The 23,049-nt window shown below is 69.6% G+C and carries 24 protein-coding genes; 16 read left to right on the forward strand and 8 right to left on the reverse strand.

Annotated features, from left to right (window positions below; genetic code table 11):
* Position 1 precedes the first annotated feature (1 nt).
* From EIZ44_RS12695 to EIZ44_RS12725, 7 genes are all read left to right on the forward strand, one after another.
* Positions 2 to 823 carry an SDR family NAD(P)-dependent oxidoreductase gene (locus EIZ44_RS12695; protein ID WP_134728664.1) on the forward strand — a complete coding sequence of 274 codons (822 nt, stop codon included), beginning with the start codon at positions 2 to 4 and terminating at the stop codon, positions 821 to 823.
* A gap of 19 nt (positions 824 to 842) precedes the next feature.
* Entirely contained in the window at positions 843 to 2,459 is a 1,617-nt protein-coding gene (gene casG / locus EIZ44_RS12700) for a steroid-24-oyl-CoA synthetase (protein WP_134728665.1), read from the forward strand.
* 271 nt (positions 2,460 to 2,730) lie between these two features.
* Positions 2,731 to 3,279 (forward strand): FAS1-like dehydratase domain-containing protein, encoded by a 549-nt coding sequence (locus EIZ44_RS12705; protein ID WP_134728667.1) that lies wholly within the window; start codon positions 2,731 to 2,733, stop codon positions 3,277 to 3,279.
* The gene (locus EIZ44_RS12710) at positions 3,279 to 3,704 is read left to right on the forward strand and encodes a Zn-ribbon domain-containing OB-fold protein (protein ID WP_134728669.1); all 426 of its coding nucleotides are present in this window, start codon (positions 3,279 to 3,281) and stop codon (positions 3,702 to 3,704) included. The genes EIZ44_RS12705 and EIZ44_RS12710 overlap by 1 nt, the downstream gene beginning before the upstream one ends.
* A complete protein-coding gene (locus EIZ44_RS12715) occupies positions 3,701 to 4,084 on the forward strand; it encodes a hotdog family protein (protein WP_134728671.1) in 384 nt (127 codons plus the stop codon). The genes EIZ44_RS12710 and EIZ44_RS12715 overlap by 4 nt, the downstream gene beginning before the upstream one ends.
* Positions 4,081 to 5,259 (forward strand): lipid-transfer protein, encoded by a 1,179-nt coding sequence (locus tag EIZ44_RS12720; RefSeq protein WP_134728673.1) that lies wholly within the window; start codon positions 4,081 to 4,083, stop codon positions 5,257 to 5,259. Before EIZ44_RS12715 ends, EIZ44_RS12720 begins: the two co-directional genes overlap by 4 nt.
* Positions 5,259 to 6,929: an AMP-binding protein gene (locus EIZ44_RS12725; RefSeq protein ID WP_134728674.1), complete on the forward strand. Its 1,671-nt coding sequence runs from the start codon at positions 5,259 to 5,261 to the stop codon at positions 6,927 to 6,929. Before EIZ44_RS12720 ends, EIZ44_RS12725 begins: the two co-directional genes overlap by 1 nt.
* On the opposite strand, the gene EIZ44_RS12730 is transcribed toward EIZ44_RS12725, so the two are convergent.
* Positions 6,930 to 7,535 carry a TetR/AcrR family transcriptional regulator gene (locus EIZ44_RS12730; protein ID WP_167754099.1) on the reverse strand — a complete coding sequence of 202 codons (606 nt, stop codon included), beginning with the start codon at positions 7,533 to 7,535 and terminating at the stop codon, positions 6,930 to 6,932. It lies immediately after the preceding gene.
* A gap of 137 nt (positions 7,536 to 7,672) precedes the next feature.
* Positions 7,673 to 8,287: a TetR/AcrR family transcriptional regulator gene (locus EIZ44_RS12735; protein WP_134728676.1), complete on the reverse strand. Its 615-nt coding sequence runs from the start codon at positions 8,285 to 8,287 to the stop codon at positions 7,673 to 7,675.
* A 61-nt stretch (positions 8,288 to 8,348) separates the two neighbouring features.
* Between EIZ44_RS12735 and EIZ44_RS12740 the strand changes: the two genes are divergently transcribed.
* Entirely contained in the window at positions 8,349 to 9,224 is an 876-nt protein-coding gene (locus tag EIZ44_RS12740; RefSeq protein ID WP_134728677.1) for an oxidoreductase, read from the forward strand.
* 4 nt (positions 9,225 to 9,228) lie between these two features.
* Here the strand turns inward: EIZ44_RS12740 and EIZ44_RS12745 are convergent, their stop codons facing one another.
* Both EIZ44_RS12745 and EIZ44_RS12750 read right to left on the reverse strand, forming a co-directional pair.
* Positions 9,229 to 10,083 (reverse strand): alpha/beta fold hydrolase, encoded by an 855-nt coding sequence (locus tag EIZ44_RS12745; RefSeq protein WP_134728679.1) that lies wholly within the window; start codon positions 10,081 to 10,083, stop codon positions 9,229 to 9,231.
* Positions 10,084 to 10,165: 82 nt separating this feature from the next.
* A complete protein-coding gene (locus EIZ44_RS12750; RefSeq protein WP_134728681.1) occupies positions 10,166 to 10,498 on the reverse strand; it encodes a VOC family protein in 333 nt (110 codons plus the stop codon).
* 253 nt (positions 10,499 to 10,751) lie between these two features.
* Between EIZ44_RS12750 and EIZ44_RS12755 the strand changes: the two genes are divergently transcribed.
* From EIZ44_RS12755 to EIZ44_RS12775, 6 genes are all read left to right on the forward strand, one after another.
* Complete coding sequence (locus tag EIZ44_RS12755) at positions 10,752 to 11,144, forward strand: hypothetical protein (protein ID WP_134728683.1); 393 nt, start codon at positions 10,752 to 10,754, stop codon at positions 11,142 to 11,144.
* Positions 11,141 to 12,442, forward strand: coding sequence for a hypothetical protein (locus EIZ44_RS12760; protein WP_134728685.1), 1,302 nt, complete (start codon positions 11,141 to 11,143; stop codon positions 12,440 to 12,442). Before EIZ44_RS12755 ends, EIZ44_RS12760 begins: the two co-directional genes overlap by 4 nt.
* Before the next feature lie 290 nt (positions 12,443 to 12,732).
* On the forward strand, positions 12,733 to 12,894 hold the full coding sequence (locus EIZ44_RS44660) for a hypothetical protein (protein WP_167754100.1): 162 nt from the start codon (positions 12,733 to 12,735) through the stop codon (positions 12,892 to 12,894).
* Positions 12,895 to 13,074: 180 nt separating this feature from the next.
* Positions 13,075 to 14,598: a Re/Si-specific NAD(P)(+) transhydrogenase subunit alpha gene (locus tag EIZ44_RS12765; protein WP_134728687.1), complete on the forward strand. Its 1,524-nt coding sequence runs from the start codon at positions 13,075 to 13,077 to the stop codon at positions 14,596 to 14,598.
* A 21-nt stretch (positions 14,599 to 14,619) separates the two neighbouring features.
* Positions 14,620 to 16,038 carry a Re/Si-specific NAD(P)(+) transhydrogenase subunit beta gene (gene pntB, locus EIZ44_RS12770; RefSeq protein ID WP_205673118.1) on the forward strand — a complete coding sequence of 473 codons (1,419 nt, stop codon included), beginning with the start codon at positions 14,620 to 14,622 and terminating at the stop codon, positions 16,036 to 16,038.
* Positions 16,039 to 16,052: 14 nt separating this feature from the next.
* Positions 16,053 to 17,027 (forward strand): NADPH:quinone oxidoreductase family protein, encoded by a 975-nt coding sequence (locus EIZ44_RS12775; protein ID WP_134728691.1) that lies wholly within the window; start codon positions 16,053 to 16,055, stop codon positions 17,025 to 17,027.
* Here the strand turns inward: EIZ44_RS12775 and EIZ44_RS12780 are convergent.
* The 3 genes from EIZ44_RS12780 to EIZ44_RS12790 all read right to left on the reverse strand — a co-directional run bounded on the left by EIZ44_RS12780 (position 17,005) and on the right by EIZ44_RS12790 (position 19,464).
* The gene (locus EIZ44_RS12780) at positions 17,005 to 17,865 is read right to left on the reverse strand and encodes an MmyB family transcriptional regulator (RefSeq protein ID WP_037810653.1); all 861 of its coding nucleotides are present in this window, start codon (positions 17,863 to 17,865) and stop codon (positions 17,005 to 17,007) included. The genes EIZ44_RS12775 and EIZ44_RS12780 overlap by 23 nt on opposite strands.
* Positions 17,866 to 17,917: 52 nt before the next feature.
* Positions 17,918 to 18,793: an NADP-dependent oxidoreductase gene (locus EIZ44_RS12785; RefSeq protein WP_037810654.1), complete on the reverse strand. Its 876-nt coding sequence runs from the start codon at positions 18,791 to 18,793 to the stop codon at positions 17,918 to 17,920.
* A 173-nt stretch (positions 18,794 to 18,966) separates the two neighbouring features.
* A complete protein-coding gene (locus tag EIZ44_RS12790) occupies positions 18,967 to 19,464 on the reverse strand; it encodes a GNAT family N-acetyltransferase (protein ID WP_134728693.1) in 498 nt (165 codons plus the stop codon).
* A 157-nt stretch (positions 19,465 to 19,621) separates the two neighbouring features.
* Here EIZ44_RS12790 and EIZ44_RS45905 point away from each other — a divergent pair, with 157 nt between their 5' ends.
* A complete protein-coding gene (locus EIZ44_RS45905; RefSeq protein WP_275294888.1) occupies positions 19,622 to 19,753 on the forward strand; it encodes a hypothetical protein in 132 nt (43 codons plus the stop codon).
* A 38-nt stretch (positions 19,754 to 19,791) separates the two neighbouring features.
* Positions 19,792 to 20,829, forward strand: a complete 1,038-nt coding sequence (locus tag EIZ44_RS12795; protein WP_205673119.1) for a YeiH family protein — start codon at positions 19,792 to 19,794, stop codon at positions 20,827 to 20,829.
* Between the two features lie 48 nt (positions 20,830 to 20,877).
* Here EIZ44_RS12795 and EIZ44_RS12800 read toward each other — a convergent pair whose 3' ends face one another.
* Positions 20,878 to 22,233 carry an aspartate aminotransferase family protein gene (locus EIZ44_RS12800; protein WP_134667794.1) on the reverse strand — a complete coding sequence of 452 codons (1,356 nt, stop codon included), beginning with the start codon at positions 22,231 to 22,233 and terminating at the stop codon, positions 20,878 to 20,880.
* Positions 22,234 to 23,049: the final 816 nt, after the last annotated feature.

The raw sequence follows: 23,049 nt of genomic DNA on the forward strand, positions 1-23,049 counted from the left end.
GATGTATCCGCTGAGCGGGTTCGAGGGCAAGGTCGCGGTGGTGACCGGGGCGGGCCGGATGCGGTCGATCGGCCGGGCGATCGCGGTCGAGCTGGCGAAGGCCGGGTGCGCGGTCGCGGTGACCGGCAGCGGTCGCCCGCGCGAGCAGTTCCCGCCGGAAGAACAGGCCGCGGGCTGGCGAGACATCGAGTCCGTGGCCGACGAGATCCGCGAGTCCGGCGGCCGGGCCTTGCCGGTGGTGAGCGACGTCGCCGACCCGGCGCAGATCGACCGGCTGCTGGCGACCGTTCTCGACGCGTTCGGCCGCGTGGACATCGTCGTCAACAACGCCGCGGCCGCGCGCGGACCGGATCGGCTGCCGGTGCTGGACCTCGACGTCGAGACCTGGGACCGGGTCATCGCGGTCAACCTGCGCGGGCCGTTCCTGATGACGCGCGCGTTCGGGCGGCGGATGGTCGACCAGGGCGACGGCGGGGTGTTCGTGAACATCTCCTCGATCGGCGGGAAGCTGTCCGGAGCGGGATCGGCGGCTTATTCCGCGTCGAAAGCCGCGCTGCAGTCGCTGACCTCCTCGACGGCGAAAGAGCTGGGCCAGCACGGGATCCGGGTGAACGCGCTGTGCCCCGGCGTGGTCGGCACGAGCCGCTTGGACGACGTGGATCCGGCTTCGTGGGCCGAGTACGTTCGCGCGCAGGTGCCCTTGCGGCGGGTGGGCGAGCCGCTCGACATCGCGGCCGCCGCGGTCTTTCTGGCCAGCGCGGGGGCGGGCTGGGTGACCGGGCAGTGCTGGAACGTCGACGGCGGGCAGCTGACGATCCGATGATCACTACGGGAGGCGACCGATGACCGATCGGGACGACATCATCGCGCGGCTGACCGCGCCGGGCGCGGAGTTCGAGATCCGGCCGGAGCCGGTCGCGGGCCGTCCGGCGCGGGTGTTCGCGCGGCGGCACCGGTGCCTGACCGAACTGCTGGAGGCCTCGCGCGAGTTCGGCGATCGCGAGTATCTGGTCACTGTGGACAGTCGGCTCACCTTTGCCCAGCACTACGGTCAGGTCGCGGCACTCGCCTCGGTGCTGCGGACCGAATACGGGGTCGGCCGCGGCGACCGGGTCGCGTTGTGCGCGGCGAACTGTCCGGAGTGGATAGTCGGATTCTGGGCGGCGGTGTCGCTCGGCGCGGTCGCGGTCGGGATGAACTCGATGTGGGCCGCGCCGGAGGTCGCGCACGGCCTCGACCTGACCACGCCGAAGGTCGTGCTGACCGACGCGTCCCGGAAACCGCTGGTCGCGGATCGGTACCCGGTGCTGGAATTCGGCAGCCCGGAATACCGGGAACTCCTCGGACGGCACGAAGGCGCGCAGCTGAAGCCGGAGCTGGTCGACGAGGACGACCCCGCCGTCATCCTCTTCACGAGCGGCACTTCCGGCCGTCCGAAGGGCGCGACCCACTCGCACCGCAACGTGCTCGCCGCGGTCTGGTTCCACCTGTTCAACGACGCGTTGGCGGCGGAATTCGGCCGTCCGGCGCGGGACCGCCGATTCCTGCTGGCCACCCCGTTGTTCCACATCGCCGCCCTGCACAACCTCGCCGTCGTGCGGCTCGCGGTGGGCGACACCGCCGTGCTGTACCAGGGGAAATTCGACATCCACCGGGTGCTGGAGCTCGTGCAGGCCGAGCGGATCACCAACTGGGGCGCGGTCCCGACTATGCTGTCCCGGCTGGTCGAAACCGATCTCTCCGGGTACGACCTCAGCACGCTCAAGACGGTCTCGGTGAGCAGCGCGCCGTCGACCGCCGAGCTGAAAGACCAGCTCCGGGGCGCCTTGCCGGGCGCGGCCGCCTCGCTGAGCACGAACTACGGCCTGACCGAATCGTCCACCGCGGCGACCCTCGCGACCCCCGCCGAACTCCTCGCCGACCCGGACACCGCGGGCAGGCCGGTGCCGAACATGGAGGTGCAGATCCGCGACCCCGAAGGCCGCCCGGTCCCGGACGGTGTCGACGGCGAGATCCACCTCCGCGGCCCGCAGGTGATGCTCGGCTACTTCAACGACCCGGCCGCGACCGCCGCCGCGTTCACCGCCGACGGCTGGTTCCGGACCGGCGACCTCGGCCAGCTGCGCGACGGCGCGTTGTTTGTGCTGAGCAGGCGCAGCGACCTGATCCTGCGCGGGGCGGAGAACATCTACCCGGCGGAGGTGGAGGAACAGCTCGCCGGGCATCCCGGGGTCGCGGAGTGCATCGTGGCCGGGCTGCCGGATCCGGATTACGGGCAGATCGTCGCGGCGAAGGTGGTGCTGCGAGCGGAGTCCGAAGTGGACGCGGACGGACTGCGCGGCTATCTCGCCGACCGGCTGGCCCGGTACAAGGTCCCGACGGCCTGGTTCCTGACCCGGGACCCGCTGCCGCGCAACGCGACGGGGAAGGTGGTGCGGCGGCTGGTGCGGTGGGAGTGATCCTCGCGGCCCGAGCTGTCCGTGAGGGGACCCCTGCAGGAATCAGATTCCGTCAGGGTCCCCCTCACCGCCCTTCGCAGCTCCTACGAAGGCCGCCCGCCGGGAAGAATCGCCGCACCGCTGCGAGAAGGCCACACCGGGCCGCAGTCAGGCCGAGCGAGTGCCCGGCAAGAACCGCGATCACCGGAGCCGTCCGCCCACCGGGACTTTCCCTTGCCCGCCCGTCCGCGCGCTCTTACCGTCCTGCCAAACGCTTGCTCAAGGAGGGGTGATGACCGGTCTCCGGACGGACTTCGCCGAGTTCACCGGCCAGCAGGCCGAGCCGCCGCGGGTGGCGCGGTACGCGGTGAACGAGGCGATGATCCGCAACTGGGTCGAGGCGCTCGACGACCGCAATCCGGTGTACGTCGACGACGCCGCGGCGAAGGCGGCCGGCCGGTCCGGCATCGTCGCGCCGCCCGCGATGTGCTCGACCTGGATCATGGCCGGGTACCGGCGCTACCGCGAGCTCCAGGAGCTGCGCCGCGAGGGCGCAGTGGAGGACTTCGCGTATTCGCGGCTGATGAACGTGCTCGACGCGGCCGGCTACACCTCGGTGGTGGCCACCGACGTCGAGCAGGAGTACGTCCGTGAGATATCTCCAGGCACGCACGTGACCTGCCATTTCACCATCGAGGCCGTCTCGGGGTGCAAACGCACCGCGCTCGGCTACGGGCATTTCGTCACGCTGCGCAAGCACTACGTGGACGAAGCGGGCGAGCTGCTGGTCGACGAACGCTTCCGGATCCTGCGGTTCCGCCCGGCCGAACGGAGCGAGTGATGGGGGAGCACACCGCGGTCCCGCGGCTCACGATCACCCAGGACAACCAGTTCTTCTTCACCGCCGCCCGCGAAGGTCGCCTGGAAATCCAGCGCTGCACCGGCTGCCGGACCCTCCGGCATCCGCCCGGCCCGGCGTGTCCGGTGTGCCGGAGTTTCGCGTGGGACACGGTCGTCGTCAGCGGCCGCGCGATATTGCACAGCTGGACGGTGCTGTATCACCCGAAGGATCCCGCGTTCGACTACCCGCTCGCGGTCGGCCTCGCCGATCTGGAGGAGGGCGTCCGGCTGGTCGCGGACATCGCCGGGGTCGACCACGACCGGCTCGAGGTCGGTCTGCCGCTCCAGGTCGGTTTCAGCGAGCACGCGCACGGCGAAATCCTCCCGCAGCTGCGGCCGCGCGACCCGAAGGAGCACACCCGATGACCCTGGCTCTCGGGGACCGCCTGCCGGAGCTGGCGATTCCCTTCGACCGCACCACGATCGTCGCCACCGCGATCGCGTCCCAGGATTTCGAGGACGTGCACCACGACCCGGGCAAAGCGCGGGAACGCGGGATGCCGGACATCTTCATCAGCATCAACGCCACCAACGGGTTCATCGACCGCTATGTCACCGACGTCTGCGGCCCGGCGACGCGGATCCGCAAGGTGTCGTTGCGGCTCGGGCTGCCGTTGTTTCCCGGGGACACGCTCACTTTCGCCGGCGAAGTCATCGAAGCGACTCAGGACGCAGTGACGATCAAAGTCACCGGAAGTCACGAACGCGGCGTGCATGTGTCGGCCCGAGTGACGGTGGCGGCATGAGCGGGTTCGCGCGGCAGGCCGCGATCGCCGGGATCGGCGCGACTGAATTCAGCAAGAATTCCGGACGCAGCGAATGGCAGCTAGCTTGCGAATGCGTTCTCGCCGCGCTTGCCGACGCGCAGATTCCCGTCGAGGAAGTCGACGGATTCGCGTTGTTCACCATGGAGACCAACCCGGAGATCGCGGTCGCCAGGGCACTGGGAATTCCGCAGCTCAAGTTCTTCAGCCGCATTCCACACGGTGGTGGCGGGGCGTGCGCACCGGTGCAGCAGGCCGCGCTCGCGGTTAGCTCTGGTGTTGCGGATGTCGTTGTGGTGTACCGAGCATTCAACGAACGTTCGGGCCACCGGTTCGGGGCCGGGCCGCCGCCGTTCGCCTACACCGCGAACACTGATCAGGAATATCGGAACTGGATCAATCCGTACGGCCTGCTCACGCCCGCGCAGCAGGAAGCATTTCTGGCGCGGCGGTACATGCACAAATACGGGGCTACGAGCGAGGACTTCGGCCGAGTTTCGGTGCTTTCCCGCAAACACGCGGCGGTGAATCCGAAAGCTTGGTTCCACGAACGGCCGATCACGCTCGAAGACCACCAGTCGTCGCGGATGATCGCCGACCCGTTGCGGCTGCTCGATTGCTGCCAGGAAAGTGACGGCGGGCAGGCGCTGGTGATCGTGAGCGCGGAACGGGCTCGCGACCTTCCTCATCCGCCCGCGGTGATCGCCGGGGCGGCGCAAGGCGTTGGGCCGCAACAGATTTCGATGAGCAGCTATTATCGCGAGGACATCGACGAAATGCCCGAGGTGCAGCTGGTCGCCGAGCAATTGTGGGCTCAAGCGGGCGTGGGGCCGGACGGCATCGACGCCGCGATCCTCTACGACGCCTTCACCCCGATGGTCTTGCTGCAACTGGAAGAATACGGATTCTGCGGTCGCGGCGAAGCGAAGGACTTCATCGCCAGCGGTGCGCTCGAACTCGACGGGCGGCTGCCAGTCAACACGCACGGCGGCCAGCTGGGGGAGGGCTACATCCACGGAGTCAACGGAATCGCCGAGGGCGTCCGGCTGATTCGCGGCAGTTCGGTGAACCAACCGGCGAAGTCGTTGGAACACGTGCTCGTCACCGGCGGTTCTCCGGTGCCGCACTCCGCGATCGTGCTCGCGGCGGACCGCTGATGGAGACCTTCGCGGAAGTCGTCCGGTCCCGGCACGAGGATTCGCACGAGGGGCTGCGGTTCGAGGGCCGGGGCTGGACGTGGGCTGAAGTGGTCGGCGAGGCCGCGGTCCGGGCGTCGCTGCTTCGCACCTTCGATCCGGGGCCCGGGCGGACGCAGCGGCACGTCGGGGTGCTGCTGCAGAACCTGCCGGACTTCGTGTTCTGGCTCCTCGCCGCCGCGGTGACCGGGGATGTTCTGGTCGGCGTCAACTCCACCCGGCGCGGCGCGGAGCTGGCGGCGGACATCAGCCACACGGACGTCGACGTGCTGCTCACCGAACCGCTCTACCGCGACGAGGTGGCGAGCCTTGAGCTGCCGACCGTCCGCCGGATCCTCGACGTGGAATCGCCGGAGTACCAGGATCTGCTCGCCGCGCACGCGGGCGTGGACCTGCCCGCGTGGCTCCCGGACCCGGAGGCGATCTTCCTCCTGCTGTTCAGCTCCGGCTCGACCGGCACGCCCAAAGCGGTGATCTGCAGCAACGGCCGCCTCGGCCGGTTGACCGACGCGCTGGCCGAACGCGTCTCGCTGCACCGCGATTCGGTCACCTACCTGTGCCTGCCGATGTTCCACGGCCACGCGATCATGATGAACCTCGCCGCCGCGGCGAAGGTCGGCGCGACGATCGTACTGGTGCGGAAGTTCTCCGCGTCGCAGTTCATTCCGGACCTGCGCGCGCACGGCGTTACCTACTTCAACTACGTCGGCCGGGTGCTGAGCTACGTCGTCGCGCAGCCTGAGCAGCCGACCGACGCCGACAACCGGCTGGAGGTCGCCTTCGGTTCCGAAGCCGCGCCGGGCGAATCCGCCGAATTCCGCCGTCGGTTCGGCTGCGAAGTGCGGGAAGGGTACGGGTCCAGCGAAGGCGGAATCCGCATCGTGCCGGACCCGGACGCGCCGCCGAACGCGCTGGGCCGTCCCGCGCCCGGAATGCGCGCGGAAATCCGCGACCAGGACAACCGGGAATGCCCGCTCGCGGAATTCGACGAGAACGGTCTGCTGCTGAACGGCGAGGAAGCGACCGGCGAGATCGTCGCGGTGGGCCGGGGAAAAACGTTCGAGGGCTACTACCGCAACCCGGCCGCGATGGCCGAACGGCTGAAATTCGGCGGCGAGGACTTCTGGACCGGCGACCTCGGCTACCGCGACCGCGACGGCTACCTGTACTTCGCGGGCCGCGCGGCGGACTGGCTCCGCGTGGACGGCGAGAACTTCGGCACCGCCCCGGTCGAGCGCATTTTGGGCCGCTACCCGGCGTTCGCGGCGGCGCACTGCTACGGCGTGCCCGATCCGCGGACCGGGGACCTGCTCATGGCGTCGGTGATCCTCGCTGCGGATGCCGCATTCGATCCGGTCGAGTTCGATGGATTCCTTGCCGCGCAACCGGATCTGGGGACGAAATGGCGGCCTACGTTCGTCCGGATCATCGACGATGCTCCGGTGACGGGCAGCGGCAAGGTGGACAAGGCGCCGTTGCGTGCGCTGGGTTGGGAGGGCGGCGAGGTGTGGTTCGCGCCGACCCGGACTAGCCCGTATCGGCTGCTCAGCGAGGAGGATCGACGGGCGTTGCGGGCGGAGTTTGTGGCGCATGGCCGGGAGAACTCGCTGCCCGTGGCGTCGCGGGGCTGATCACTGCGGCGGGAGCCCCCGCGAAATCCGCGCGAACACGTCGCGCAGCGTCGCCGGGACCGTCTTTTCCAGGCTTTCGTCCAGGAACCGGTTCAGGACCGTGGTCATCGCCGCGATCGCGACGTCGGACACCAGTTGCGGGTACAGGTCGCCGACCCGGGCGCCGGTGCGTTCGGCGATCGCCTTGACCAGGTCGCCGGTTTGCACGCGGGCCAGTGCGGTGCGCATCTCCGGCGTCGCGCTCCACGCTTGCACCGCGCTGAGCTGCTCGGATGCCGGCTGCCCGTACGGCACCCCGTCGGCGCGCAGCGGTTCGATGAGCGCTTCGGCGAGCGCGGTCCACAGCGGTTCGTCCGCCGGGCGGTGGCGCAGCAGTTCCGCGCTGAGCCGGATCCGGTGTTCCTGCCGGTAGGCGACCGCGTCGTATTTCGTGGCGAAGTAGTTGCTGAACGTCCGGAGCGACACCCCGGCCCGCTCGGCGATGTCCTCGCGGACGACGTTGTCTGGACCTCTCTCGTACATCAGCGCCACGGCGGCGTCGCTCAGCGCTTTGCGCGTGTCGAGCTTCTTGCGTTCTCGCAAGCCGAGCGGTCGTTGGTCAGCCATGCCGCCCACGGTATCCAATTGTCCGCGCCATTCGCTCGGCCCGCCGGTTTCGTTACTGATCCGACCAAAAGTAGGCCGACCCCCGAAGCGGCACGCAACCGTTGCGGCGAAGTCATTCGGCCGTGGCTGTGGTCGGGTCAGTAACCATCGGCACAGTATGGACGAGCGCCGCGCAGGAACTGTTCGACGGCGGTGTCCACGAGCCCGTCGAGCAATTCCGGCGGAACGAGGGCGCCGTTGCCGAGCGTCGCGATTCCTTGCAGCGTCGCGAACAGCACGACGCCGATCCGCTGCGGCGGCCCTTCCTGCAACGCGCCCTGCTGCTGGCCTTCGACGATCAGGTCGTTCATCAGCGCGAACGGCGCTTCGGCGGCCTGCACGATCCGCGACGCGCCGGGGCGGTGTTTGCTGGTGTACATCAGTTCCAGCAGCGCCGAGTTCTCGGTGGCGAAGCGGGTGTACGCCGTTGCCGCGGCGCGTACGCGGCCCGGGAAGTCTTCGGCGGTCTTCAATGCCGTGCGCAACGCGCTGTCCAGGCGAGCGAAACCGGCTTCGGCGAGCGCGTCGAGCAACGCCTGCCGATCCGGGAAGTGCCGGCGCGGCGCGGCGTGACTGACGCCGATCTCCCTGGCCAGGTCGCGCAGCGACAGCTGATCGGCCCCGTGCGCGCGCAACCCGCGTTCGGCCGCGTCGAGCAAGGCGGTGCGGAGGCTGCCGTGGTGGTAGGGGCGGTCTTCGGACTGGTCGGGCACCCGGCCAGTCTAGCAGTATGTTTCCGTTGACAACATTGTTGTCGGTGCCTACTTTGGGGGCATGGACCTTCTTCCGGAAAACCAGACCGGCCGCACCGCCGTGATCACCGGTGCGAACAGCGGATTGGGGCGGGCGACCGCGGCGGCGCTGGCCGCCAAGGGCATGCGGATCGTGCTCGCGGTGCGGAATCCGCGCAGCGGCCGCGAGGTCGCCGACCAGTTGCCCGGCGACGCCGAAGTCCGCCGGCTCGACCTCGCCGACCTGGCTTCGATCCGCGCGTTCGCGGCGGAGTTCACCGAGCCGATCGACCTGCTGATCAACAACGCGGGCATCATGATCCCGCCGCTGTCGCGCACCGCCGATGGTTTCGAATCCCAGTTCGGCACCAATCATCTCGGCCATTTCGCGCTCACGAACCTGCTGCTGCGGCAGATCCGCGGCCGGGTGGTGACGGTTTCGTCGAACGGCCACCGCGTGGGCTCGATCGATTTCGCCGACCTGAACTGGGAGCGCAGGCCGTACCGGGCGACGGCGGCCTACGGGCAGTCGAAACTCGCGAACCTGCTGTTCACCGCCGAACTCCAGCGCCGGTTGACCGAAGCCGGTTCGCCCGTGCTCGCGACTGCCGCGCATCCGGGAGTGGCTGCGACGAATCTGCTGAAAGTCGAGACGCCGGTGCTCTCTTCTATCGCGAAATTCGGCACCCGCGTGTTCGCGCAAACCCCCGAACAAGGTGCCCGGCCGACGCTTTACGCCGCGCTCGCCGACATTCCCGGGAACAGCTACGCGGGCCCACGCGGTTTCCTGCAGAACCGCGGCGCGCCGAAACTCGTTGGCCGGTCGGCGAAAGCACGTGATCTCGAGACCGCCCGTCGCTTGTGGACTGTCTCCGAGGAACTGACCGGAGTGCGCTTTCCGCTGACGGTGTCGGCCTGACGCGTTATTCCGCGCCCGTTTCGGCGAGGAACGCGATCAGTTCCTTGGCCAGCCGTTCCGGTTGGTCTTCCGGGATCAGCGTGCCGCTGTCCGGGATTTCGACGAGGCGGCCGTCCGGGAACAACTCGGCGAGTCGCCGTCCGTGCTCGGCGGGCATCATCCGGTCCTTGCCCGCCCACACGACCAGGACCGGCCGGTCGAACGACCGCAGCCGCTCGGTCCATTCGAGCAGCACTCGCCGCGGCGGGCTCCCGGTGGCGAATTTGACCATGTCCCGGCGGATTTCCTTGTCCCGCAACGCCGGCGCGAACCAGCCCTCGAGAACGTCGTCGGGGATCCGGCTTTCGCACATCCCCCCGTAGGCGGCTTTGGCGTGGCGGTAGAACGACGTCCGGGTGGCCTGGGCGTGCAGCCACGGTCCGCCGGGGAGCCGGAGCAGCTTCACGGCCGGTCGCGCGGGTTTGGGCGGGAAGTTGTCGAACGCCTCGCACGCGACGAGCGCGAGCCGGCCGACCCGGGCGACGTGCTCGGCCGGAGCCAGCCCGTCGGCGACGAGGAATTGGCCGCCGCCCCAGTCGTTGAGCACGATTGTCGCGTCCTGGAGGTCGAGTGCGGCGAGGAATTCGCCGAGCAGCCGCGCGACCCCGAACTGCGTCAGGTCCGCGTCGGGCCGCATCGGGGCGAGGTGCGCGCCGAGCGGCAGCGTGGGCAGGACGCAGCGGCAGCCCTCCAGCAGCGGGACGACCTTGCGCCATTGCGTGCCGGACATCGGGAACCCGTGTCCGAACACCAGAACCGGCCCGGCACCGCCGGTGTCGGTGTAGTCGATCGGCCCGGCGGACAGCTCCACGCGCGGCATCGGACCTCCCTCGGGTTTCCCGACTAGAGCGATCTCTCTAGTCGCGACCCTAGGCCGGTCCGGGCCGGGCGGTCAAGCCGGATCACTTGCCGCTGAACACGACGCGGTTCCCGTCCGGGTCGGCGAGCGGCAGAATGCGCGCGCCGCCACCGGGTTGCGGCCCGTCGTGCGCGATACCGGCCTTCGTCGCCTGGGCGGCGACCGCGTCGAGGTCCGTGTCCTCGAAGACGACCGTCGACCGCCCGGCGCGGTCGGGTTCGGACCACACCTGCAGCCCGAAGGCGTCGTCGAAGTGCCATTCCAGCAGGCCAGGCATCGGCCGCGCGTCGGGACCGCGGTCGAATAACGCGGTGTACCACTTCTCGGCGCGCGCGAGCTCGGAGACGGTGCACTGGGCGAGTACTCGGCGGATCATGGCTTCCCTTTCGGAGTGATTGTGTTTTGCAAGCGCTTCTAGGAGACCACGAGTGCTAGCGAAGTGCAAGCACTTACCTCGGGTGCGCGGCCTGGCGGATCCGAAATATCTGCCGCACGCAGGGAACCCGCGCTCGCGCCCGGCCGTCGCAGTTCGCATGCCGAGGCTAAGGAATTCCGTTGTCATCGCCGGCGCCCTCGTCACCGGGGCGGTGCTTTCCGCCTGTTCGGACCCTGCGCCGACTCCCGCGCCGGTGCCTCCGCCTGCTGATCGCAGTACGGCCGCTGGTGCGGTCACGGGCTACCTCGAAATGCTCAAGACGCACCCGAATCCGACCGCCGAGGACGTCAACGCCTGGGTTTCCCCGCGCGAACAAGGCCAGGACCGCGTGCGCACCTGGTTCTCGAAGCATCCGGACGTGCACGTCACGGTCACGTCCTACCGAGTGGTCTGGGCGGACGACACCGGCGAGAAGGCCACGGCCGACGCCGAGGGCGAAGTCTGCCCGTCGCCGGGCAAGTGCGTTCCGTTGAAGGAAGCCGCGGACCATGAGCTCAAAATGAAGCGGAAGGACGTCCAGCCCGAGGAGTACACCCTGTACTACGGGAGCGCGTTGCGGCTCCTCGGCGAGGGGGCGGGCCAGTGAACCGGCCGGCCGCAGCCGTGTTGCTCGGCACCGTCGCGCTCGTGCTGACCGCGTGCGGTTCTTCGCCGGTCCCGCCGCCGCCGGTGCCTCCCGTGCCTCAACCGGACCCGGCCGCGGCGCAGCAGAAGATTCCTGATGCGTTCGACGCGGGCAAGGGCTGGTCGGCGGTCGGGGCTGACGGCGGCAAACTCACCGATCCAGTCCTCGCCGCGCGAGCCGGTGCGGTGTTGTTCGCGGAAGCGTCGAACGACGGCAAGACCGTGCGGGTCATCGCGAAGGACGAGAAGACCGGCGCGGACCGCTGGGCGAGCGCGCCGGTCGAGCTGCCCGAGGAGGAGACCAACTACCACGACGTCTCCACGCGATTGTTCGAAACGGCCAAGGACGGCAAGGACTACGCGGTTCTGGCCAGCACCGGCCTGGAGGGCGGCGACGCGGTCAACAAGGCGAAGAAGGTCACGCATCTCGACGTGTTCGACATCGGCGCGACCACGAACGGCGGGAAGGCGGCGCGGCGGATCGTCGTCCCGGCCGAGGCGAGCCGGTTCGCCGTGCAGGACGGGGGAACGGCGCTGGTCGAGGTGGACCGGGCGACCGCGGTCGCGGATGTGTCCACCGGCCAGGTCGCCACCTACGAGCAGCAAAGCCCGGCGCTGAAGGCTCCGAAACCCTGCGAGCACGACATCGGCGACTGCAATCTGAACCTCACCGTCCCCGGTGCGACCGCGAAAGGGCCGCTGGTGCAGGGATTCCGGGCGTTCTGGACACCGGGCGGCTGGTTCAGCGGCGACGTGGTCCCGCCCGGGGCGAAGGCGAACGTCGGCAGCGCGGACGTGCGCACCTACGGCACTCCGGACGGGCAGCACGTCCTCGCGGCATGGCCGGTCGACGACGACGCGACCGTGCGGATGTGGGCGGTCCACGACGCGGCGACCGGGCAGGTGCTGGCTTCGGTCCGCTGTGCACAGTCCACAGTGGACGACCGGGACAGGAGGCAGCCGCAGCCGCTCCTGGACCCGGGCGGCCGGTATCTCGTCGCCGGGCTGGTCGTCTTCGATCTGGAAGCGAAGAAGGGCTCCTGTTTCGCCGAAACCGAAACGCGGAAGGCCGTCAAGGTGGAATCCGTCGGGCCGGACGGAATCGCCTACGGGACCAGTGAAGCCCCGGTGCGGATCGACCTGTCCACCGGAGAGGCGAAACCGCTGGCCGAGGAGACCTCGCTGCCCGTGGCGATCGACCGGAACGTCGCGGTGATCGACAAGGAATCCGAAGGCGTGTACGTGTATCCGCGGCGGTGAACGCACCCGTCGACCCTCAAGCCGGGCATTTGTCCTGCTCAGTGGCCTGTGATGAGTAAAGGCTCACCGCTGCCGAGGAGTTGCCGGAGCAGGCCGTGTCCAATGTGGACCTGGCTGAACACGGTGGAACTGCTCGTGCGCAAGATGATCGCCAGGCCGGAGCCGCTCGGCCCTCCCATATTCGAGGACGAGCTGACGGCCATGGTGACCCGCCGCGCGACCGGCGGGCTCCGAGCGGAGCAGCGGACTGGGCCGCCCGGTCGGCTGAGTCTGGGCGGCCCCGTTGTCAAGTGGCGGACATCACTGCGGGCCTCGTGATCGATCCGGCGACCGTGCCCCGCGACCGGACCCGGGCCGGACCCGCGAGGCGGTTCAACCGGGTAGTCGGCGGTTTCCGGCTCGCCGCCGCGACCTCGGGAACGGCCCGGTCGGCCCGGTTGCTCGCGCTATGACCGTGATCTCGTCGGACTTGCCGTCGAAAAAGGGGCTTCGGTTGGCTGCCGGAGGCCGGGCGGCATGGGAGTATCCAGCGCATCTGTACCTGAAGCGGGCGAAGTCGGACCAGGTGGCGACCCAAAACGCCGTCAGGCCCGGCCGGCGGATCTTCCGCGAACGAGCGGGAAGGAGACGGCATGCTGATCGGGGTGCTCAAGGAGGCCCAACCGGGGGAGACGCGCGTCGCGGCGACTCCGGAAACGGTGGGCAAGCTGCGCGGGCTGGGTTATGAGGTGGCGGTGGAGCCGGGCGCGGGTCTGTTGTCGGGGTTTTTCGACCAGGCGTATGCGGACGCGGGTGCGACCGTGGGGTCGGTCGCCGAGGCGGACATCGTGTTCGGGGTGAATGCGCCGTCGTCCGGGCAGTTGGATGCGGTGAAGCAGGGCGCGACGGTGGTGAGTCTGCTGGCTCCGGCGTTGAAGCCGGAGCTGGTGGAGGATCTCGCGAAGCGGCCGATCACGGCGCTCGCGATGGACGCGGTGCCGCGGATCTCCCGGGCGCAGTCGTTGGATGTGCTGTCGTCGATGGCGAATATCGCGGGGTATCGGGCGGTGGTGGAGGCGGCGCATACGTTCGGGCGGTTCTTCACCGGCCAGGTGACCGCGGCGGGGAAGGTCAACCCGGCCAAGGTCCTGGTCGTCGGGGCGGGTGTCGCGGGTTTGGCGGCGATCGGCGCTGCGGGAAGTCTCGGTGCGATCGTGCGGGCGACGGACCCGCGCCCCGAAGTCGCCGACCAGGTCAAAAGCCTCGGCGGGGAGTATCTGTCCATCGAGGACCCGAACGCCGAAGTCTCCGCCACCGGATACGCCAAAGAAATGGGCGACGACTACAAAGCGCGCGAGAAAGAGCTGTATGCGGCGCAGTGCAAGGACGTCGACATCATCGTGACGACGGCGTTGATCCCGGGGCGTCCGGCGCCGCGGATCGTCACCGGTGAGATGGTGGCGTCGATGAAGGCCGGTTCGGTGATTGTGGACATGGCGGCGGCGAACGGCGGCAACGTCGAGGGCTCCGTCGCGGGGGAGAGCGTCGTGACCGACAACGGTGTCACGATCCTCGGTTACACGGATCTCGCGGGGCGGCTTCCGGCGCAGGCGTCGCAGCTGTACGGCACCAACCTGGTGAACCTGATGAAGCTGATGACCCCGGAGAAAGACGGCCAGTTGGTCGTCGATTTCGAGGATGTGGTGGTCCGGTCGATCACCGTCGTGAAAAACGGCGAATTGACCTGGCCGCCGCCTCCGGTGCAGGTTTCCGCGGCGCCGCAGAAACCCGCGGCGCCGGTGAAGAAGGAGGAGCCGGAGAAGCAGCCGATGTCGTCGGGTCGCAGGCTCGGTGTGGTGTTGGGTGTGGCGGCGGTGGTGTTGGTGTTGGCGGCGTTGGCTCCGGCGGCGTTGTTGCCGCATCTGACGGTGTTCGCGTTGGCGATCGTGATCGGCTATTACGTGATCGGGCATGTGCATCATGCGTTGCATACGCCGTTGATGTCGGTGACGAACGCGATTTCCGGGATCATCGTGGTGGGCGCGCTGCTGAATCTGGTCAGCGGGAACACGGTGGTCGTGGTGCTGGCTGGGGTGGCGACGCTGCTGGCGACGATCAACATTTTCGGCGGGTTCGCGGTGACCCGCCGGATGCTCGCGATGTTCTCCCGCAGCTGACCCGGAAGGCGTTCTGTTCTGATGACTGTGCACACTGCGAGCCAGGCCGCCTACATCGTGGCCGGGCTGTTGTTCATTCTCGCCCTCGCCGGACTGTCCCGGCACGAAACCGCCCGGGTGGGGAATTATTTCGGCATCGCCGGGATGGTCGTCGCGCTGATCGCGACCATCGCCCAAGCGGTCACCGGCGACATCACCGGCACCTCGATCGCGTTGATGATCGTCGCGATGGTCATCGGCGCGGGGATCGGGCTGCGGCGGGCGGCGGTGGTCGAGATGACCGGGATGCCCGAGCTGATCGCCCTGCTGCATTCCTTCGTCGGCCTCGCCGCCGTCCTGGTCGGCTGGAACGGCTATCTCCAGGTCGAATGCGACCCGACCGGCGGCGAGTCCCGCCACCTCGAAACCCTGGGGACGTTGGGGATCCACCACGCCGAGGTGTTCATCGGCGTGTTCATCGGCGCCGTGACCTTCACCGGATCGATCGTCGCGAACCTGAAACTCTCGGCGAAGATGAAATCCGCGCCGTTGATGCTGCCCGGCAAGAACTTCCTGAACCTGGGCGCGCTGGTGCTGTTCGTCGCGTTCACCGCCTGGTTCGTCGCGAGCCCGCACCTGTGGCTGCTGATCGTCGTCACCGTCCTCGCCCTCGCATTGGGCTGGCATCTGGTCGCGTCGATCGGCGGCGGGGACATGCCGGTGGTCGTGTCGATGCTGAACAGCTACAGCGGCTGGGCGGCTGCGGCCTCAGGCTTCCTGCTGGAGAACGACCTGCTGATCATCACCGGCGCCCTCGTCGGCTCCTCGGGTGCCTACCTGTCCTGGATCATGTGCAAGGCGATGAACCGGTCCTTCATCTCCGTCATCGCCGGAGGCTTCGGCATCGAAGCCGGACCCAGCGGGGACAAGGACTACGGCGAGCACCGGGAAATCACCGCCGAAGGCGCGGCCGAACTGCTCACCGGAGCCTCCCGGGTGATCATCACCCCCGGCTACGGGATGGCAGTCGCCCAGGCCCAGTACGGGGTCGCGGAACTGACCCGGAAACTTAGGGACAAGGGCATCGAGGTCCGGTTCGGGATCCACCCCGTCGCCGGGCGCCTGCCGGGCCACATGAACGTCCTCCTCGCCGAAGCCAAAGTGCCGTATGACATCGTGCTGGAGTTGGACGAGATCAACGACGACTTCGCCGACACCGACGTCGTCCTCGTCATCGGCGCGAACGACACCGTCAACCCCGCCGCGGCCGAAGACCCCGGCAGCCCGATCGCGGGCATGCCGGTGCTGACCGTGTGGGAAGCGGAGAACGTGATCGTGTTCAAACGCTCCATGGCCTCCGGCTACGCGGGCGTGCAGAACCCGCTGTTCTTCCGCGACAACTCCGCGATGCTCTTCGGCGACGCCAAAGACCGCGTCAACGACATCCTCTCCGCGCTGTGAACCAGGAGAAACGCATGAAAGCCGTACACATCAAGGATCTCGAAGGCCCGTCGACCGTTTCGGTCGTCGAAGCCGACGCGCCGTCGCGTGCTGACGACCAGGTGCTGATCGACGTCCACGCGGCCGGGGTGTCGTTCCCGGATCTGCTGCAGACGCGTGGGCTCTACCAGGTGAAGCCGGAGCTGCCGTTCATCCCGGGCGCGGAGGTCGCCGGGGTCGTGGCGGAGGCTCCGGAAGGCGCGGCGGTCAAGGCCGGGGACCGGGTCGCGGCGCTGCCGTTCCTGGGCGGGTTCGCCGAGCGGGTCGCGTGCGCGGCCGACGCGGTGTTCCCGATCCCGGACGACCTCGGCTTCGACCAGGCGGCGGCGATCCCGTTCAACTACCTGACCGCGCATTTCGCGCTGTGCCGGCGCGGCCGGATGGCGGCCGGGGAGACCGTGCTGGTGCACGGCGCGGCCGGCGGGGTCGGGACGGCGGTCATCCAGGTCGCGAAGGCGTTCGGCGCGGGCAAGGTGCTCGGCGTGGTGTCGACGCCGGAGAAGGGCGAGACGGCGGTCGCGGCCGGGGCGGACGAGTACGTGCTGGCGGACGGCTTCAAGGACGCGGTGAAAGCGGCGACCGGCGGCCGGGGCGTCGACGTGATCGCGGACGTCGTCGGCGGCGACCGGTTCACCGATTCGCTGCGCTGCCTCGCCGCGGACGGGCGGATGCTGGTCATCGGGTTCACCGGCGGGTCCATCCCCGAGGTGAAGGTGAACCGGTTGCTGCTCAACAACTTGGACGTCGTGGGCGTCGGCTGGGGCGCGTACGCGCTGCCGCGGCCGGGGTACCTGCAGGGGCAGTGGGCGGAGCTGCTGCCGAAGCTGGCCGAGGGCGCGATCGTGCCGCCGCTGGGCGGGAGCTATCCGCTGGCGGACGTCCAGCAGGCGTTGGAGGCCATCGAAAACCGGAAGGCGCTGGGGAAGCTCATCCTGGCCGTCCGTCCATAGCGGACTGACGCGGGGCGAGGTCTTGGGTGCCGACGGCAGCCAGCAGTTCCAGGTCGTCGCGGCCGGGTGGCGCGGTGAACCAGAGGAGGCGCTGGCTGCCGTCCTCGCTGAGCAGGTTCATGCAGTCGAGTTCGAGCACGCCGAGGGCCGGGTGCAGGATCCGTTTGCGGTCGGTGCGCCGGACGGCGACCTCGCGCTGCTCCCAGAGGTGCGCGAATTCCTCGCTGCGGGCGAGGAGCGTCGCGAGGAGTTCGTCGGCCAGGGCGTCGCGGCCGCGTTTGGCGAGCGCGGCGCGCAGGTCGGCGACGAAGACGCGCGATTGGTGCTCGTGTTCGTCCGGGTGGTATCGCTGCCGCGCGGCAGGGTCGGTGAACCACTGGTAGACGAAGCTGGCCCGGATGCCGTCGCCGGGAGCCGGGGCGCCGAGCAGCGCCTCGGCGAGCCGGTTCTGCACGAGCGGGACGCTGAGGTCGGTCATGACCTGCGCCGGCGTCGCGGTGAGCTGTTCGAGGAGGTTGAGCAGGGCCGGGTGGACGTGCGCGTTCCCGCTTGACGCGGGCGGCAGCGGACGGCCCGCCAAGTGGTAGAGATGGTCGCGCTCGTCGCTGGTCAGCCGCAGCGCCCTGGCCAGCGCGGCGAGCATCTGCTCGGACGGCTGGGTGCCGCGACCCTGCTCCAGCTGCACGTAGTAGTCCGTCGAGGCACGCGCCAGTGCGGCGACCTCGTCGCGGCGCAGCCCGGCCACCCGGCGGCGCGGCCCGGCGGAGAGGCCGACGTCCGCCGGGCTGATCCGGTCGCGCCGCGACTTCAGGTACCCGCCTAGTTCGCGCAAGTCCATGCCGCCACTATGCCTTCGCGCGATCGGCGCAGCCAGGCGTCGTCAGCACCACTCAGGCGACGTTGAGCAGGACCTTGCCCCGCGCGTGGCCCTCGGCGAGGCTGGCGAGCGCCCGTGCGCCGTCCGCCAGCGGGCAGGTGCGGTCGACGAGCACTTCGAGGCCCAGGTCCGCCACCTTTGCCAGCCGGGCGGCGTCCGAGGTGTGGAACACGAACGCGGCGCCGTCCGCCGGGGCGGGAGTGGTCACGAGAAGTCCGCCGGGTTTCAGGACTCGCCGCGACCGGGTCCCGACTTCGCCGCCGACGGTGTCGAGCACGACGTCGACTCCGCGGAGCTCGCGGGCGAAGTCGGTCTTCCGGTAGTCGAGCACCTCGTCGGCGCCGAGTTTCTCCGCGATGGCGACGCCCGAACCGGACGCGGTCGCGACCACCCGGGCACCGAGTTGCCGCGCGATCTGGACCGCGAAGCTGCCCACGCCCCCGGCCGCGGCGTGCACGAGAACTGTCTGTCCGGAGTGGACGTCCGCGACCTCGACCAGCGCCTGCCACGCGGTCGCGGCCGCGGTCGGGAGGCCTGCCGCGGCTTCCAGGGTGAGGTGCGACGGTGCCGGGACCAGGTGCGCCGCGTCGAGCACGACCTGCTCGGCGAACGCGCCGCCGGCGACCGGGTCGAGGCGGCCGACCACCGGGTCGCCGACCTGCCAGCCGGCGCCGGGCGTCGCGATCCTCCCGGAGAAGTCGGTGCCCAGGACGTAGGGGAGGGCGACCGGGAAGAAGTCGGTCATGACTCCGGAGGCGATTTTGAGGTCGAGCGGGTTCGCCGCCGCTGCCACGACATCGACGACGACCTGGCCCGGTCCGGGAATCGGCGCGGGAAGCTCGGCGAGCGTGGCTTCGGCGCCGAACGCGGTGATGCGCAGTGCTTTCACAGGGGTTGCTCCAGTCCGGCCGCCGGGGTGCGGCCCTGCTGCCAGGGTGCGGCGGCCCGGGACGGGGAGCTAGGCGGCGGTTGTCCTGGTGACGCTGGCACCACCTTGTGACGAGGCGAACCGGGCACCGCCCCCGAATTCCGCGGCGAACGGCGGTGTGCCAAGGGAAAGCGCTAGACGCTCTTGGTGAGGTAAACCGCCCCGCGGATGTGTTTCCCGAGCGTGTTCGCGGGCGGTTCGGCCACTCGGTACCCGGCGCGCCGGTACATCGTCAGGTTCCGCTCGCTGCCGGAGCCGGTGTACAGCACCAGACTGGTCGCCTCCGGCGGAGCTTGCTGCTCGGCATAGCTCAGCAGCCACCGGCCGACGCCCTGTCCGGCGAGGTCAGGGGCCACCATCAAACGGCCGATCTCCCAGCGGTCCTCCTCGAGATGAGCGCGCACGGCAGCGACGAGCCGCCCGTCGATCCGGACCGTCCACACGCGAGTGGTCTCGACCCAGCCGCGCACGGTGTCCAGGTCCTCGTGCAAGGCGGGGACGTCGAGGGTGTCGTTGACGATTGCCTGCGGGGCCCAGCAGCATCGTTGCAGCACAAGGAGTTCAGCGGCGTCGGAGGATTGGGCTTCGGACAGCTGGGCATCAGCGAGCGGCAAGGCGGCGAGGTCGGTCACGTCTCTTGATCTTGCGCGCCGCCGGCAGCGTTGTCCAGTGAATATCCAGGGCGGCACCGCTGATGCGGGCGGTCTTGTACCACGGTGTCCACAATGGAGCGTCCAGCTGGTGGACGGTGAGGACCAGCGCGGCCGGTCCGCCTACAGTCCTGCGGTCATGAGTTCAGATCCGAAACCGAGAGGCGCTGCGCGGATCAGCGCCGACTGGGCCGCGGTGCTGGTCGCGGCCGTATTGGTGGCGTTGGCCGCGTTCGGCGTGCTGCCGGCGATCCCGTTCCTCGTCACATGACCGCCGCGCTAGAGGGCCGCCGAGCGGTACCAGCAGTCGTGAGATATCTGCCGGGGCTTCTGCTGCTCGCGGCGGTCGGCATCGTCGGCACATTGGCGCAGAACGGGATCCGCAGCCTCGGCCACGCGACCGGGACCGCGCTGCCGGACATCGAATACGTGTTGTGGGCGATCGTCCTCGGACTGGTCATCCGCAACACGATCGGCATCCCGGCGCTGTTCCGGCCCGGGGTCGGGACCTACGAGTTCTGGCTGAAGACCGGCATCGTCCTGCTCGGCGCCCGGTTCGTGCTGGGCGACCTCGCCAAGCTCGGCGGGTTCAGCCTCGGTCTCATCCTGATCGACATGGCCGTGGCGACCACGGTGATCCTGCTGGTGGGCAAGGCTTTCGGTCTCGGCGGGAAGCTGTCGTCGCTGCTGGCGATCGGCACCTCGATCTGCGGCGTGTCGGCCATCATCGCCGGCCGCGGCTCCATCGACGCCGACGACGAGGACTCCGGCTACGCCATCGCGGCGATCCTCGCACTGGGCGCGGTCGCGCTGTTCGCCTTCCCGGCGATCGGGCACGCGCTGAACCTGACCGACACCGAATTCGGCCTCTGGGCGGGACTCGCGGTGGACAACACCGCCGAGACGACCGCGACCGGCGCGGCGTACTCCCCGCACGCGCAGGACGTCGCCGTCGCGGTGAAAAGCACGCGGAACGCGTTGATCGGACTGGTCGTCCTCGGCTACGCGGCGTACTGGTCCACGCGCGGCGGCAAGGCAGTCGGCGGCGGGCTCAAGGGCCGCGCGGGTTTTGTGTGGCGCACCTTCCCGAAGTTCGTGCTGGGGTTCGTCGCGGTCTCCGCGCTGGCGACCGCGCACGTGTTCACCAAGGCGGAGGTCGCCAGTCTCGGGAACCTCTCGAAGTGGGCGTTCCTGCTGTGCTTCGCCGGGGTCGGCCTGAACTTCGACCTCCGCCAGATGGCCCGAAGCGGGCTGCGACCGCTGGTGGTGGCCGCGCTCGGGCTGGTGGTGGTCGCGGTGTGCTCGCTGGGGCTGGTGCTGGTGTCGTCGCAGTGGTTTGCCTTCTGACGCCGAACCGCGCCACCGCCAGACCCCGGGCGGTGGCGCGGCCGTCGGTCAGCGCGCCTCGCGAGTAGCCGAATCGAGCGCGGCCAGCAGGATTCCGGCGGCCGTGCGCACGACGTCCGCGGTGACGTTGAGCGGCGGCAGCAGCCGGACCACGCTGTCGCCGCGTCCGCCCAATTCGACGATGAGCCCGCGGCGCAACGCGTGGTTCTGCACGGCCAGCGCGAGTTCCGACGCAGGCGCTCCGGTGCGCGGATCGGCCAGTTCGATGCCCCACATCAGCCCGGCGCCGCGCACGTCCGTCACCCACTGATGGCTGGCCAGCGGGGAGAGCAGCTCCTCGAACTGGCAGCCGCGCTCGACGACGTTGTCCAGCACGCTGTCGCGGTTGACGACCTCGATCGCCCGCGCGCCCGCGGCGAAGGCGAGCTGATTGCCGCGGAACGCGTGCGCGCGGGGAGCCCAGTGGTCGAGGCGCTCGTCGTAGATGATCAGCGAGACCGGCGAGCCGATTCCGCTGAGCGCCTTGGACGCGACGATCACGTCGGGTTCGATGCCGTAGCGCTCGAAGGCGAACCAGGTCCCGGTGCGGCCGCAGCCGGTCTGCAGTTCGTCGACGATCAGCGGGATGCCCAGCTCCCGGGTCAGTTCGCGCACCCGGTGCACGAAATCCGCCCGCGCCGGGACCACGCCGCCCTCGCCCTGCACCAGTTCCAGCACCACCGCCGCGGGCAGCGGGAGGCCGCCGTCGGGGTCGTGCAGCGAGCGTTCGAGCAGGTCCGGGCAGGTCGCCGCGCACGTGTCCGGATCGTGGCCGGCCGGGCAGCGGGGGCAGGAGGAGTACGGCGGGTACTGGGTGCCGGACAGGGGGTGCGCGCCCGGCCGCTGCCCGATCAGGCCCAGCGCGGCGTGCGCGCTGCCGTGGAACCGGCCCTGGTACGACACGACGCCGCCGCGTCCGGTCGCGGTTTTGCACAGTTTCAGCGCGGCTTCGACCGCGTTGGTCCCGGCGGGTCCGCAGAAGTGCAATTTCATTCGCGGGCGCAGCGCCTCGGGCAGCATCGCGAGCTGGGCCTCGGAGAACTCGTCCTTGACCGGGGTCGCGAAGTCGAGCGCGTGGGTCAGCTTGCTGAGCTGCGCGGTCATGGCCGCGACCAGTTCGGGATGGTTGTGCCCGAGGGAGAGCACGCCCGCCCCGGCGAGGAAGTCGATGAAGACGTTGCCGTCGGCGTCGCGCACGAAGCTTCCCGAGCCCTCGGTGATCGCGATCGGCAGCCGCCGGGGCCCGCCGCGGGCGTTCGGTTCCCGGCGGTCCTGCCGCTCGAGGTACTCGGCCGAACGCGGGCCGGGCAGATCGCAGTGGACGGCGGGACCGGTGAGCGGCGCGGGATGGTCGAGGATGGTCATCTGGGCTGTTCTCCCCTGGCAATGGTGGTGGCGCGGCCGGAGGCGGCCGCCGGGAGCCCGCCCCGGTGCGCGGCGGTCTTCCCTGCGAAAAGGGCGTTCGGGGCGAACTGTTCCCGCTCGATGCTCGGGGAGAGCCGCCGGACCCGCTTCGCCGGTAAACGGAGCGGTCGTTCTCGCGGTATTGCGTCGCGCCGCCCCGGGCGGAATGCTTCGGTTCCGGCCCGGGGATGTGTTCCGCCGGCGCCGCGCCGCGCGTCCGTCATGCACTCCTCCTCCTTTTCGCGGGGATTCGCGGACCGCGGGAAAACGGCCGGCGGCGGGGGAAAACGGTTTGTCGCGAGCAGAGGCGGGGGAGGGCCGCGCTGGGCGCAGCCCTCCCCGGTCGACCTCACTGGAATACCGCGGGGCACAGCGTAGCGCAGCCGGTTCCGGTGCACCGGCTCTCCGGACGATGGCGAGCCGCGTCCGGCTCCGGAAAGAAAAGAAACGGCCGGAGTGAGGCGAGGCAATGCGCCGGGAGAGTGAACGCGGCGATTTCGCGGAGTTCGCCGTACTGGGCTGAACGACTGAATGCGCAACGGTGTTCGCGACGGCGCGAAACGGAACGTGAATATTCACGCCCCGTTTCCGGGCTGTGAATCGGAGTCCGACGACCGCATGGTGGGAAGCCTTTCCGGACGGTTGCAAGCGGGATTCCGGGATATGTCGGATGCGGGAAATGTCGAGGTTTCCGGTCTTTTCGCCGTCCGGGTCCGGTTGCGGGTGCTGTTTCCGCCGGGGAAGGGTGCCGGACCGCGGTTTCGGCAGCGGGGCTCG

It is taken from the genome of Amycolatopsis nivea, assembly GCF_004522235.1.
Classification (GTDB): Bacteria; Actinomycetota; Actinomycetes; order Mycobacteriales; family Pseudonocardiaceae; genus Amycolatopsis; species Amycolatopsis nivea.